This is a genomic window from Paenibacillus sp. IHBB 3054 (assembly GCF_051594305.1).
Lineage (GTDB): Bacteria > Bacillota > Bacilli > Paenibacillales > Paenibacillaceae > Paenibacillus_AQ.
This window is the reverse complement of record NZ_JBOFBG010000005.1, coordinates 125,148-139,586: the sequence shown is the minus strand read 5'-3', so window position 1 is coordinate 139,586 and position 14,439 is coordinate 125,148. Positions and strand designations below refer to the sequence as shown.

Sequence of the window (14,439 nt, the reverse complement as noted above, 5' to 3'; positions counted from 1 at the left end):
CCACATAAAATAAGTATAGTATAAATATCGGAATACCGCATAACTTAAAAAAATGAACCTTTTCCGCATGGAAAAGGTTTATGGCTTTCCTCAAAAGTCATATTATCTTATTTGCCGGATGGTGTCAATTATAGCCAGTGTTACCCGTCATTGCGTAAGGCAGTAGCTTATTTAATAAAACAGTAAATCCCGTAAGCAAACCCTAGAGTGTTCGGATATTAAGTTAACAAAGACTGCTCTGCTTGTTTAACAAGTCTCTTGGTAATTTCCCCACCCACGGATCCGTTGTCTCTGGATGTAAGATGTCCGAGATACTGACTTCGTCCTATCCCACCAGCACCGCCCAAAACCCCAAGTTCAGAAGCAAACTCGGTGTCAGCCCCGCCACCATAAGAAGCTCCATATAGTCCGAATTCAGCAGCGATCTCGTATTGCATCTGTTTAAGCATTGCCCGGCTCTCCGGTACAACTGTGCGATTAGTACGTGCCATGTTACAGCACCTCCTGAATTTTTTTAAGATTACAGGAATTATTGTGTGCTCTTTACCAGGGCCCCAATCGCCTCAATGTTTGTCAACAGTGGTAAACTGTGCCGAAGTATGACGAATCCGATATTAGGACATCCTATTTATATTCGAGCCTATTTCAATGTGTAGGCTCCGCGTACCATGACAACCAGACCACCGGCCTGACCCTCTTGCACCACTATGCCCCGTCCGGCACGAGGGAAAGATAACAGATGATTGGATGGTACTGCAGTACCGTTAACCAAATCTGCTCCATCCGTTAAATCAGCAACACCATTGCTGTCCTGAGAATAAATAGCCGCCTTTCCGGCGCGAACAATAAACTCGGCACCCGCTCCGGCAATTAGAGTCTGACCTGCTTTCACATCAACGATCTCAACTTCATCGCCTTTATTCTGGCTAGGTGTTGCTGTAGGGGTAGGGATTGCTGCAGGCGTTGGTGTGGCCGCTGGAGCCTGGGTAGCGATAGTTCCGCCCTGAATCGCTTTTTGGATCTGTTGATCTACATAGCTTTTAGTAACTACTGGATCTTCGGACGTTCCTGGCTGGTTGCCTACACCTGCACCGTCAGCTTCACCAAAAAAGAGGGATCCACCCCACAGACTGCCTGTAATAAGCACAGCTGCTGTCATTATTTTATAAGTTGGTTTCATACTAACCTCCAATGTACTGGGATTGTAAGCCTTATTACATAAAAATCTAAAAAAAAAAGAATAGCCTCCGAAGAGGCTATTCTTTGCTTCGGTAATCGGAGATTACTTAGCGAATACTGTCTTATCACCAACGATAGTGTTACCTGCGATATCTGTAGCAGTTGCACCATCGATAACTTTAACAGAAATATTGTTTACGTTGTTAGCATTGAGGTCAGGATATCCTGCAAGTCTAACATAATATTTACCTGCATCGTTACCAACACCGGCGATGAAACCACCAGTAATTGCTGTTCCAGTCGAGCTGTTGTTCACAATAATTACGAAGTCGCTAGCCTTAAGAGTAGCAGCATTGATCGGCTCAGAGAATGTCAATTGCAGAAGTGAAGTATCTCCAGAAGAGACAGCTGCTGAATCCAAGGTTGGTTTAACACCATCTGCCAATACTGGCTTAATAGTAGCACCGTAAGTACCATTTCCTGCAGTATCAGTAATACCGGATGCAATAAATTCAATTGCTTCAGTTTTGCTGATTGCATTTTTAGGAACGCGTACTTCAACTACTGCTTCTGTAGGAGCTGTTGAAGTTCCTTTAGATGACAATAGCTGCGGATAGGAATTGATAGGAAGTGCTTTGCTGCCCAAAGTATAGCTATTCAAATCACGCAGGGATGCCACATTCAGACCAACGTTGTCTTTAACTGTTACGGTGAAGACAACTTCAGTATCAGCTTTAACACCCTCAGAGTAAGTGATGCTTGTAACTACAGGTCTTTCAGTGTCAGTTGTAGTTGCAGCTGCTGCAGTAACATTAACAGTAGTGCCAACTGATTTGTTCTTAGCAAGTGCCAAATCTGTTACTAGACCAGCAGGAAGACGCAGAGTATAAGTTCCACTAAGACCCTTCACATTTGGATATGTGAGCTTACTACCGTCAACAATCTTAGCACCACTGAAATCAATACCAGTTACTACTAGACCAGTAGAATCACTAATCAATGTTGGTGTTCCACCTACCAGCGTAACATCTTCGGAGTATGGTACAACCAGACCTTTATCAGTGCTGAATGATGCATTAGAAGCTACAGGAGCCGTAGTATCCTTCACAAGTGTGATCGGTTGAGTCACTGGTGTACCAAGCGTGTTGCCCAATGTGTCTTTAACAGTCGCTCCGAAAACAAGTGATCCAGTGTAAGAACCGGAATCTGGCAGTTTGAATCCAGCAGGAACTTTAAACTTAACAGTGTCGCTGTCAGCAGTTGCTTCTACACTAAGTGTTCCTTGGGACTCTCCATAAGTATTCAAGAATTTAACGTTACCAATCAAGGACTGATAGTTAACTTTCTTGTTGAACTTAACAGTGATAAGGCTATCACCAGTTGCAGTAACAGAAGTAATTGCAGGAGCAGCAGTATCAGAAGTTACAGCTACGCTTGTTTTGATCGGATTAGGACTTATCAGGTTGCCAGCAAAGTCACTAACATTCAACAAGGATACATCATAAGTTGTACCAGTCTTCAATGTTCCTGCAGTCAAGCTGAAGGTGTCGTAAGTTTCACGAGTTACTGAAGCGGACACACCGTTCACGCTAGCAATGATTCCAGCTGGTTTAACTGGCTCACTGAACTTCACAAGCACTTTATTAGTAGTATCCTTAGCCACAGCAGTTACGCTTGCAACTGTTGGAGCCACTGTATCAGCAACAGTCAACATCTGGCTGTACTGAGCAAGAGCTGTTCCAGCAGTTGTCTTAACTGCATCGGTTACAACAACAGTGTATTGGCCTTTAAGGAATTCAAGACCCGGGAAGGTAACAATTGCTTCAGTTCCAGCAGCGTTAACGCTCACTTCAGCACCATCTACAGTAATAGCAGGTTGGTTATTCAAAGGAATTACTCTGATAACACCAGTTTTAAGCTTATCGCTAGAAACTACAGTTGAAGTATCAATTGCACGGTTGAATGTTACTTGCAATTGCTTAGCATTTGGAGCATTTACAGAAACAACCTTAGGAGCTGCAAGAGTAACCTTCACGGTGTAATCAACGTTGTTGTGTTTGAAAGGAACTGTAGTTTCAACGCCTTCTACCAAAGCGGTAGTCAGAGTTACAGTTGTTGTAGATTTATCAGAGAAAGTCACCAATACGCTAGTTGGGTTCAAAGCTTCACCCGAAACTACTGTAGGAGCTTTCGAGTAGTTAGCAGCAGCATAAGCCGCTTCTACTACCAAAGAGCGGGTAGCGTTGGATTTGAAATCAAGACCCTTTGCAACTAGACCAGCGTCAACAACTGCTTGTGCGTAACCTTTAGCCCATACAGCTGCATTGTTGTCAGTTGTAGTAGGAGTTTCAAGTTTCAAAGCACGGTGCAGTACAGCTGCAATTTCTTGCACTGTAACTTTACCATTGAAGTTAAAGAGACCTTTTACAGTGTCAGTTCCCTTCATGTATCCAGCTGCAGTTACAGCTTCAATGTATGGCGCTGCCCACATAGTTTTAGTGTAACCTTTGTCTTTGTAAGACAATGTTGTAGGAGTTACTTCTGGAAGATCAAACAATTTAGTGATGATCTTCGCGAATTCAGCGCGAGTCAGATCTTTTTCAAGATGAGATTGACCGTCTGGGTACCCTTCAAGAATACCTTTCGCTGCCAAAGCATCAAATTTCGCTTGTGGAGTTGTTGCAGTTTCACCAAATGCTACAGAGGCAAACATCGAGAATGCCATTGCTGTAGATAATGCTACGGATAAAATTTTCTTCATAACCTTTTTTTCTCCTCCTTGGACGTTCATGAACTGAGATTTTTCTTTAGTTGGGTAGCTCATGTCACTCATTAGCCGATGCACCCCCTTTCCCGAGTTGAGCATATTAAGTATAAATAATGTCTGTGACGGGTATCACAGAAACTTGTAAACCGGTTTAAGGCATGACAATACTAGATTCCTAATTCTACCTAAGTATTATACAATGTGCCTCAAGTCACGTAAAGCTAATTTTTCCAATCACTGCGCCTTCATTAATTTGGGTCATCCCAAATGTCTGGTGCAAATGACTCTACACTTTAAACGCAGAAGTTCCGGAAAAGTTGCGCCTTACTCATAAAAAGTTTTTTTGGCATCCCGATGCCGCTCCAATAGAAGAGCATATGTAGTTCTACTAACTATTGCTAATCATGGGTGACTACGGGAAACAGTATAGCACATGAACTTTCGAAACGTCATTAAACAATATTTGTTAAGTTAATAAACATAATCACCTTTTTTCAAACCCAGAAATTTCTTTATCAGCCAAAACAAAAAAGCGCCGTAACCGGCGCTTTCACTTTATAGCATATAACTAACGGATCTTCATCGATAGCTGAATCAATTCCTGCCGCTTCTCAGGGCTTGAATTGACACTCTCGTACATAGTGTCAATCGCTACGCGGTTCTCCCGATAGCTCTTCTCATGCTTAATTGTAGTATGAGACCATTCAATTAATGCATTCTCCGCAATAACAAGATCATTGTATGCATCATGGAATCCTGTAGCTTGTACAAGTTCCTCCATTAGATCCTGTGAGATTTCCTGCAACGCTCTTTTTGCTGTGATTTCCTTTTCCAGGATTTTCGCTCTATTCTCAAACGTATTCTTTGCTTTCATATAATCCAATTGTGCTTTTGCTAAAATCGGTTTCATGGATGGCTTTCACCTTTCAGAAAATATTATTTTCAATATTATTGTAACGTAAATGGGAGCAGATTACAAAGTTATCTAAATGGAAATGCAACCTGCATGAAGTCACAGCTGCTCCGAAGAACTATATATAGTTCGTTTCTTATTATACCCAAAGAAAATTGATTTATAAAGGCATACCCTTAACAACTCCATTTGCATACAAAACGGAGGGCAAGTAACCAGCCCTCCGTAATATCATAACAAATTAAAATGTATCTAGCTCAGGGTTTTAGGGAAGATGGTGGTGCTCTTCTTTAACAGTTCTACTGCGATCTTTCCTGCCTCAGCTCTGGTCATATTAGACTTAGGATTAAAGTTGTAAGAAGCCTTCTTTTGACCAGCTATGCTTACTTCAGCACCATTCATAATTTTCGCCTTCGAAACTGCTTGGACTGCCGACAAGGCGTAAGATTCTATTTTACCGGAATCCAAAAACGACTTGGCGACTGAATCCTTTAATTTCTGATCGTTAGCTGCCAATTTCAATTTCAGGGCTCTGGCAATCATTACAGCTGCCTGCTCACGAGTAATTGGCTGATCCGGAGCAAATACTCCATCGGTAAGTCCAGTCACTATGCCTGCTCTCGACGCAGTTTCAATATGAGCGTAGTCCCATGTGATTGAACTTGCTCCAGGCACCAGATCGGAATACGTCTTGTTGTCATCATAGTTAAGTGGAAGATTCAACCCTTTAACCAGAAGTGTTGCGAATTCACCTCGTGTCGCTTGATCGTCTGTTCCAAATTGCTCAAACCGAAGATTTTTCATAATCCCCTTTGAGTAAAGAGCGTTCAAAATATTTCTCGCCCATTGATGATTCGTAACGTCATTATAGCCTCGGCTCATTTTCATTACCTTATAATACCCAAATTCATCAAAAGGAACGGAGATCGTGTGCTTATTGGTATCTACAGTACCGCCAATATTCTCCCATTCCCGTTTATTGTTGTATTTGAAGACTGTAACAATAGTTCCCGCGTCTTGTACAACATTCGGATCAAAGGCTAATGTCAATTTCCCCCGCTTAGACGGTGTAATGATACGTTCCGCAGGAGTCTGTGGATCCCCAAACAATCCATCTACAGAATAAGGAGCCAAACCATTCGTAGCTGGAATATGCCCTGGCGTTGATGTGGTTCCAAGCTCACCCAATCCTCCGCTGATCCAATACACTTCCGATATACGTCCAAAATTGCTGCTCTCATAAGGAGAATTGAACCGGAGCGTAAATTCATCTGGAATCGTCCAAGTTGGTATGCCACTCTCTTTAAAGGTTTCAGGGAAGCCGATGACATTCCCATAATCGTTACGCCGTTCTACAACACCCGTGGCTGGGTCTGCAATCCCAAACCGTAACTTGTTATTAGGATAGTACTTCGTCAAATTACGCGTATCCGTACTTTGCATTACCGTTCCTTTAGGGAAGGTTAATTCCACTGCTTTGTTAAACACACTGTATTTGTCTGCTGTTTTAGGTGACATGTATTGTGCATCGACTGCTACTGTACCGGTATAGAATATTGAAATAGTGTCTGTACTTGTCGTAGCACCGCGAACAATTTGAATTTTGATGCTGTTAGCTTTATCTGCCTTCAACCCTACATAGTCCAGTGCAAATCTCCCTGGCCCCAAATCCGTACGTTTGACTGCTTTTTCTTTGTCTATGATGACATCTGTAGCCCCTTCAGCTTCAATATCAAAATGAACAAAGTTTTTATTAACAACATATTGAGTACCTACAGAAGGCTGAGGAGAGAGAATACGATACGCACTTACTTCTCTAACAATCTCCAGTTTCTGACTGGTTTTGGCTCCTGTACTATTTATCAGCTCAAGAGTGTAAATATACGTTCCTGGCGTATCATTCACAAGATCCTGAATCCGCATTACAAAATCTTTTTGACTCCCAGCAAAACTGGTGGTATAGCGTTTATCTGCAAAACTCGGGCTGGGAGTAATCGGTGGATTGGGAATGGCAGGAATATCAAGTGACAGGATATTTTTTGTTCCCATATTCAAATTGAGTTTTACCGCACCGCTTCCTCTAAGTACCAGATCATAAGTCTTCAAGCTGGTAGTATACTGATTATCTTTGTATATAAAATCAGGAGTTAAGTTAAATAGTTTGGTCAGCAGTTCATCCGTTGGTCCAAACTCCCGATCAGGAAACGTACTTCTAGCAGTACCCACCGCGGGTTGAAACTTACTTATGGTTGATACGTTCTCATCGAGAATGTAAATGCGCAGTTCCTTGCGGACTTCCCGGGTTTGCCCCTTTTCATCCGTACCTGTGCCTGTAAAGACAATTTTATTCTCTCCAAACACTAATGGACCCGTGGTCGCATTAATCGCTAAATTAACTTCAAATCCACCTGCGGCGCTTTTAAACCAAGTTTTATCTAAGCCGGTTGATCTTTCTTTTGTTCCATTCACATACATTTCAGCCACGAAGTAATCGGAGTTTGAATTGAAATCAATATATTGCCCCTTAATAGCAAGGCTCTTGCCAGCCTCGGAATCAATAACAATAGTCTGTCCATCTGTAAGGTTGGATACATAAATATAGCTTTTAGAGGCAAAGGAAATATTAACATCCTTATATGCAGAGGAACCCTCAATGTTAAATCTAACGGTCTGGTTCCCGTTTTGGAAATCCTTTATTTTAAAGATATGCTGTGTATCTGAAACAGAAGTTACCAACTCCGGTGTCAGACCTGCAGTGGAAATCGGTAAATATTTCGCAATCAGTTTCGCCGGGCTAGTCACTGCTGCATTTGTTTTAACCGAGATATAGAACTCACTGGCATCCACCTTAGCCCCATTCAGAGCTATCCCGGGTGGAATAACGCCAGTTCCATCGTATCCTGCAAGATATTTCATATCCGTGATTACGATTCTATCTTTCATATACTGAAAATCAAAAGAACGATTTATAGTTTTAGTTCCGTAAGCTACCGAAAGATTATGTGTTTGCGTCTCTAATCTGTTCGCTGGCGTTGCATTGTCTTTGTTTAGGGCCAGCGGCATCTCAAAAGAAACCAGCCGATAGGACGGTGCATTCTTGATAGGAGAGGGTACCAAAACCTCATCTCCCGCGTTCAATGCGATAAGACCAGCGCTGTCCAATGTTATACCGCTCCCATAGGTAGGCGTTGATACTGCTCCATTCATTTTCACTACTGCCGAACCCGCAAAAGGGACTCCCGCAGTATCCTCAATCATCATTTGAACCATTAATTTTGCAGTATCTGAACCTTCTGTCATCACCGGCTGACCACCCAGCAGGTCCTGACCCTGATTGTGCGAATCAACCAAATACATTTTAACTATAGGATTCTTCTCATCATAATAAAAAAGCGTATATTCAAAGCTCAACGTATCTGAGCCATTCTGCACGACTAATTTCAGATTATTGACACCCGGATTAAGCGCCATACGCTGCGAGAAGAACGTTCCATCCTGCAGTAAAGAGGTGTTTGATGCACTTTCATTATTAATGGCAGCAGTAACCTTTGTTGCATTTAACGCTTTACCTTCAAGTGTAATTTCTTTGGTGGCTACGACTAATTGTGCTCCTTCGTTCAAATTAAGCTTCTCTGAGCCACCCAGAACTTGAAGTCTCTCGACATAAGGAACCTGATCAAATAGTACATAAAAAGCCTCAGAACGGTCATTGCTTCCCTGTGACCCCGTAAGAGTAATCTTGTTCATGCCTGGAAACAATGTCAGATTTGCGCTAAAGCGGTTGTCAGGGCTGTCAATATCCAACTGAACAACACCTGGCGTTACATGTGTAGCATCTTCTACCCATTTCCCATCATCCCAGTTCAAACGTTGTACATTGGCCCCCAGAGTAGAACTCGTAACTTTCGTAAACGTTCCTGTAACTGGTAAATTAGCATCCGTTACTTGCAATACATTGGTTCTTGAGATTTGTTTTTCTATTGGAGGCAGTAATGTCAGATCAACAGTGTTTCTCAATTTCGTATTATCTGGCGTAAAATAACTGGTAGGCTTAAGCGTATCTGCAGCCACTGCAGTATTCATAAGTCCAGTTGGAATTAAAGATACAATTAAGGCGAACAGAAGCGTCCATACAAATGGCTTTCTCATGCGCTGCATGTCATTAATCTCTCCCTTTTGATGATATTAATTATTTTATCGGTCCTAGAGAAGATAATTTGAAGGAATTCCTTGAATTTTCTATACACTTATCATTCGTGCTTCAACATATTCCTTCAATAAACACCCTCTAAAATGCAAAAAGCCCACCCTTCATCAGGATGAGCTTTTCAAAAAAAATATATAATAGCACTACAAATCTATAAACAAACCCTACAGCTTCGAGCCTCGTTCCTGACTAACCTTCATTCGCATTCTCAGGAAAAAGTCAATCACAGGACGTTTGGTCTTACTGATGACACCGGTAATCTCCGCACCAATTTGCAGGAAGAACAGCATTACGCAAATGACTACAAAAGTAACCCAGTTTGCTTCGTAAAGTGAGGCAGAGGTCTGGATAACAGCCAATACACCGAAAAATGTAGCAATTCCATAAATGATCAGTACCGTTTGACGGTGGCTGAACCCCAGTTCGCGCAGGCAATGATGCAGGTGGCCTTTATCCGGTGCGAATATTGGTTTCTTCTGCAGCTTGCGGCGTACGATAGCAAAGAATGTATCAGACAAAGGCACCCCTATAATGAGGAGCGGTGTAATAAAAGAAACGACGGCAATTTGCTTAAACCCAAGAAGTGCAAGCAGAGCCAAGCAAAAACCTAAGAACAGTGAACCTGTATCACCCATAAAAATTTTGGCGGGGTGAAAATTAAAGAACAGAAATCCTATGATGCTGCCCAGCAGCAAGAGGCACAGGAGTGCAACCATTGTATTTCCCATCAAGAAGGCCATCACTGCAATGGTGGCAATTGCGATACCGGATACCCCGGCAGCAAGCCCGTCCAACCCGTCAATCAAGTTAACGGCATTCGTGACACCCACAATCCAGAAAATAGTCAGTGGAATAGCAATCCAGCTTTCCAGCGAAGAATACGTATTATGAAAAGGAATATTTACGAAATCAACAGTAATACCAAAACCGAAGACTACTATGCAGGCAGCCGCAATCTGGCCCAGCAGCTTCACCTTTGCCGAAAGTTCGAACCGGTCATCCAAACCGCCGATCAGAACAATCATTCCGCCACCACACAGCAGCGCTTTGATGAAGCTTACCTCCCGCGGAGTGAAGTCATAAGGAATAATTGGCAATACGGCAAGCAGGCCCAACACAAACGCCAGAAAAATACCAAGTCCGCCAAGGCGGGGCATAATCTTCGTATGCACTTTACGGGCATTCGGCACATCTGTAGCGCCAATCTTAATAGCGAATTTCTTCACCAGCGGCGTCAAGAGTAAGGCGAGTCCCATGCACACAATAAATCCGGCGATGTATATGATTAACATTTGATCAGTCGACCCCCATTTCTCTACCGCATTGAATTATACGCTGAACTAAATACAAATTCCAATTCCGTTTTTGGGCTGCTATTCTTATTTTCACGGTGAATACCCGCATTTTACTGAGCTTTTGTCACTTTATCTTTCTCACGCATCACTTTTACTGCGAATTTCGGCAGCGCAAGCATTCTTTTATAGCGTGTCGGTTCTTTAAGAAGACGATATAACCATTCCGCTCTAAGTTTCTGGAAGGCTATGGGAGCCCGTTTGGTCTTGCCCGAGATCACATCAAAGCTCCCTCCGACCCCCATCATCACCGGAATGTTCAGTCTGGATTTGTACTTGGCGATCCAAGGTTCCTGGCTGTCAGCGCCTCTGGCAACAAAGAGCAGATCCGGCTGAGCCTCCAGAATTCCAGAAATAATCTTTTCGTCGTCGTCGGGTCCAAAAAAACCATCATGATATCCCGAGATTACGATCCCGGGATACTGAGTTTGTAACCGGGAAGACGTCTCGTGAATCACTTCCGGGGTAGAGCCCAGCAGATAGACCTTCCAGGTATATCTTTCGCCTTGGCGCAGCAATTCATGTAAAAGATCAAATCCGGCCACACGCTCCGCCACGGGTTCACGACAATATTCCGCAGCCCATACGACGCCTGTCCCATCAGGCACCACCAGCTCCGCCGATTTCATGATCTCCATGTAAGCGGGATTCTCCAGCGCGGTCATAACCATGATCGGATTAGCAGTAATTACCTGATGCGGTTCACGGTTGCGGACAGCTTCTGTCAAATAAGCGACTGTGGCTTTCATATCGATTTTAGACACCCTGATGCCAAAAATTGGAACTGTAGGTACCGGACTTTCTGCTTTCACTATCAATCATCCTTTGCGGTGGAAATATTCAACAATTTGCCGGGCAGGAGCCTCGGCTTCTTCTACTAAGGCAGCAATTAGCGGCTCACGCTTACGTTTCCAATCATCTCCTGCTTCCAGAAGATGAAGGACTTCAGCGGCAACTTCTCCGCCGTCCAGCGAAGTCGTAGAACCGATGGGACGACAGTCGACCCGCTCAAGAAAATGATCAATCTTAGGATCATAGGAGATCCCCATCAGCGGCACACGCCTTCCGGCAGCATAGATGAGACTGTGCAGCCGCATCCCGATCAGCATATCGCATTCTCCTACCTCGCGCAACATCTGCCGGGGATGGAGCGCATCTTCACAGATGCTGATCCTGCCGCCCTGACGTGCAATACCTTCCTCCAGTTTCTGCATCACATAACGCGAAGCCTCATTATCTGAGGGATGATGGAAAGGCAGGAAACGCAGATGCAGCGGAACTTGCCCACAGGCTTTTAGCAGGCCTTGCGCAATGGCATCCAATTCCTTACGGGACTGCTCCCAGTAACGGACCGATATCCCGACGGTCTTCAATGCAGTGTCGGCGGTAATCTCCTCTAAGGGTTGGGAACCCTCTGGAAGAGAGAGTCCCATCACAGGATCAGGAACAACCTCAACAAGTTTCCGGTCAAGACCCATAGTCTGCAGCAGCTGGCGAGATTGCTCATCCCGCACAGACACATAGCTGCATTTACGGAAAACGGATTTGATCAACGGATGGAACAGCTTCCGGTTTACCGGACCGATGCCCTGGGCATAAATAAATGTCGGCTTTCTCATCCATTGAGCCAGCTTAATAATCCCAAGGTAATAGGGAATACTCTTGCTGCCCGTCACATCCTGCAGCAGGCTTCCGCCGCCGCTGATGAGACCTGAACTCTCGTAAATGGCCTGGCGTACCTCACCCAGCTTCATCCGGTGGACAGCTTTCACACCATAAGTGGCCGTTGTCCACTCCGGATCAATGGATAATACAACAGGTTCAACCGGTATGCCGGCAGCTTGTGAATGCTTCTGCAGCGCATCTAGAATGGACTGCAGCACTGCCTCATCCCCGCTGTTGCGGAAACCATAATAGCCAGAGAGGATTATTTTTTGAGCAGCGGCGACCATCGTTTCCAACACCCTTCTGCAATCTGCCATACGCCAACAGCGATGAGCCCGATAATCAGACCAATTCCCAGCCCAAGCAATCCGCGGATCAGGGAGATCAACACAGGAGAATGGATATGGGCAAAGGTATCCACCATCGAAAGCTGGCCGATAACCGCAATAATCATAATAAACGCAGCATTCCGGTATTTATAGGCCATGAAAGCACCTAAAATGAACAGCGGATGTGCCAGCAGGAATTCTTTATTGCGCGGCCGGATATTAACTGTATTCTCCAGGAAGGTCCGGAGAGTCATCTCCAATGGACTTACACTGCCGCTGTTGCCGGTCCGGGTTAAGTAATACCAGCCCATGATCGCCAGAACGCCGGCAGCGATAACCATTATGAGTGTAATGGGAGTACGCAGCAGCTGGCCTGTCTTGTTAAAAGTGAATTCACCACGGTACAGAAGTACATACAGCGCAGTCAAGGCAATCGGCGCCAAGTGCAGCAGGCTGACACCACGGAACTGATTGAGCACAAGGCTGTACGTAATGTTGTTCAGAAGTGCAATTACAAACGGTACGGCACTAAGCGAGATCAGTGCTGTCTTCACATAAAGTACAAGACTGTGCACCAAACGCCGCTTGGGACTCATGACCGTATAGGTTAGTTTATTGGTTCGAAGCGGCGGTCCCTGTTCATTAATTTTGCGGATCGCCATTACTGTCGCCACAGTCGGGGCGCTGATAGCTACCGCAAGTGCCAACGCCTGTTCAAAAAGCTGAGGCTTTACTACAAGCAGTCCGGCACTTCCCAGCAATCCCAGTACCCAGGCAGGAAGTGTGAGCCATGGAATGAAAAAAGAGACAAGCAAAGCAACCATGGATACCGCACCAATCACAGCCCCAAGCTTGAAATACCGCTGATAGGAGGAGTCTACGACTTCAAAAGCCGTAGCTTGTCCCAGGGTAAAACCGTTATCCTCAATTTTATCTACAGCACCCCCGGGATCGCTTAGACTTGTTATGAGGTTATCCAACGTGTCGGTCACCTGAGCTTTAGCGGTGTTTCTTGCCGGAATCGTATTGAGATAAATCATCCGGATATTACGGTCTTTGGTTGCAAGCGCGAAACGGTCAGCAATGATTTCCGGTGACAAGCCGGAATCTTTTTCACTGAGAGAATACAACCGTGCGACGTTATAGTCGAGCTCATAGGCGAGTTTATTAAAACCTTTTTGCTGGGCCTTAATATTCTCAATTGCAGCAATCCCCATTCCGCGTTCCTTCATAAGTTTTCCAAAGGCGTCTAAACTCTTTAAGTCAGCGTCATCATTATATCCCTTGACCGACTCGCCTTCGAAAAGAATCCGCTTGACCCCGAGTTCCTCATAGCGGTCCAGCAGTTTCTGTACTGCTTCCTGGTTATACTTTAAGGAGTCCACTAGACGGGGGACAATGTTGAACCCTTTGCCATGCAGCATGTCCAGCGTCATCGGATCCGGCTGTAGCGGTTTCATTGTAGCATCTTCAATCGGAGTCTTGATGATCAGACCCTGCTGTCCGCGGAAACTCCAGTCCTCTGTTCCAATGTCAAGACCGCTGAACGCTTCACGTATCATCGACGAGAGTGCATCACTATTATCTGCGCTCGTAAAGAGGACATATGTATAGTTCTCATTCTCCGGAATCACAGTGTCGGTAAGATTAGCGATATCAGCCGCTCCCCATAACATCAAACGGCGGGCCTTACGGTAATCCTCAAGCGTACTTTCATAAATTGCCATGCTCTGAACGCCGGCATCCTTTAAACGGTCAAGCTGGTCGGAAATATAATCCTTCGGATTAGAGCGGTAGCTGGCCACTTCAACCAGATCGCGGTAATCAAATACAAATTCAACCGTTTTGGATGATTTCTCCGTCTGCAGCCGGTCATAAACAACCGGGAGCGCAGCCAAGACACCAATTATTACGATAATCCACAACCACTTTCGCGAAGCTATATTCCATCGTTGCCATTTCTGCTGCACCAAAAGTACCTCCTCTTTCACTTTGAAGCCTAGTACCGTTTATAAAACAGTCTTCAC

At 44.5% G+C, this 14,439-nt stretch carries 9 protein-coding genes; all 9 read right to left on the bottom strand.

Annotation, left to right across the window (positions count from 1 at the left end; genetic code table 11):
- Positions 1-218 precede the first annotated feature (218 nt).
- The 9 genes from ACQ76X_RS08645 to ACQ76X_RS08605 all read right to left on the bottom strand — a co-directional run bounded on the left by ACQ76X_RS08645 (position 219) and on the right by ACQ76X_RS08605 (position 14,382).
- Positions 219-491, bottom strand: a complete 273-nt coding sequence (locus ACQ76X_RS08645) for a small, acid-soluble spore protein, alpha/beta type (RefSeq protein WP_438492996.1) — start codon at positions 489-491, stop codon at positions 219-221.
- Between the two features lie 149 nt (positions 492-640).
- Positions 641-1,180 carry a hypothetical protein gene (locus tag ACQ76X_RS08640; RefSeq protein WP_438492995.1) on the bottom strand — a complete coding sequence of 180 codons (540 nt, stop codon included), beginning with the start codon at positions 1,178-1,180 and terminating at the stop codon, positions 641-643.
- A 102-nt stretch (positions 1,181-1,282) separates the two neighbouring features.
- On the bottom strand, positions 1,283-4,012 hold the full coding sequence (locus ACQ76X_RS08635) for a hypothetical protein (RefSeq protein WP_438492993.1): 2,730 nt from the start codon (positions 4,010-4,012) through the stop codon (positions 1,283-1,285).
- A 502-nt stretch (positions 4,013-4,514) separates the two neighbouring features.
- Entirely contained in the window at positions 4,515-4,856 is a 342-nt protein-coding gene (locus ACQ76X_RS08630) for a hypothetical protein (protein ID WP_438492991.1), read from the bottom strand.
- Between the two features lie 255 nt (positions 4,857-5,111).
- Entirely contained in the window at positions 5,112-9,017 is a 3,906-nt protein-coding gene (locus tag ACQ76X_RS08625; RefSeq protein ID WP_438492989.1) for an S-layer homology domain-containing protein, read from the bottom strand.
- A gap of 213 nt (positions 9,018-9,230) precedes the next feature.
- Positions 9,231-10,358, bottom strand: a complete 1,128-nt coding sequence (locus ACQ76X_RS08620) for a glycosyltransferase family 4 protein (protein WP_038597370.1) — start codon at positions 10,356-10,358, stop codon at positions 9,231-9,233.
- Between the two features lie 113 nt (positions 10,359-10,471).
- Entirely contained in the window at positions 10,472-11,236 is a 765-nt protein-coding gene (locus ACQ76X_RS08615) for a WecB/TagA/CpsF family glycosyltransferase (RefSeq protein ID WP_379145783.1), read from the bottom strand.
- Positions 11,237-12,370 carry a polysaccharide pyruvyl transferase CsaB gene (gene csaB / locus ACQ76X_RS08610; protein ID WP_438493168.1) on the bottom strand — a complete coding sequence of 378 codons (1,134 nt, stop codon included), beginning with the start codon at positions 12,368-12,370 and terminating at the stop codon, positions 11,237-11,239.
- Positions 12,346-14,382, bottom strand: a complete 2,037-nt coding sequence (locus tag ACQ76X_RS08605) for a DUF5693 family protein (RefSeq protein WP_438492987.1) — start codon at positions 14,380-14,382, stop codon at positions 12,346-12,348. Before ACQ76X_RS08605 ends, csaB begins: the two co-directional genes overlap by 25 nt.
- Positions 14,383-14,439: the final 57 nt, after the last annotated feature.

What these genes read in the sequence shown, in the direction of transcription:
- ACQ76X_RS08645 (WP_438492996.1), bottom strand. Translation starts at nt 491, where the DNA reads ATGGCACGTACTAATCGCACAGTTGTACCGGAGAGCCGGGCAATGCTT.
- ACQ76X_RS08640 (WP_438492995.1), bottom strand. Translation starts at nt 1,180, where the DNA reads ATGAAACCAACTTATAAAATAATGACAGCAGCTGTGCTTATTACAGGC.
- ACQ76X_RS08635 (WP_438492993.1), bottom strand. Translation starts at nt 4,012, where the DNA reads ATGAGTGACATGAGCTACCCAACTAAAGAAAAATCTCAGTTCATGAAC.
- ACQ76X_RS08630 (WP_438492991.1), bottom strand. Translation starts at nt 4,856, where the DNA reads ATGAAACCGATTTTAGCAAAAGCACAATTGGATTATATGAAAGCAAAG.
- ACQ76X_RS08625 (WP_438492989.1), bottom strand. Translation starts at nt 9,017, where the DNA reads ATGCAGCGCATGAGAAAGCCATTTGTATGGACGCTTCTGTTCGCCTTA.
- ACQ76X_RS08620 (WP_038597370.1), bottom strand. Translation starts at nt 10,358, where the DNA reads ATGTTAATCATATACATCGCCGGATTTATTGTGTGCATGGGACTCGCC.
- csaB (WP_438493168.1), bottom strand. Translation starts at nt 12,370, where the DNA reads ATGGTCGCCGCTGCTCAAAAAATAATCCTCTCTGGCTATTATGGTTTC.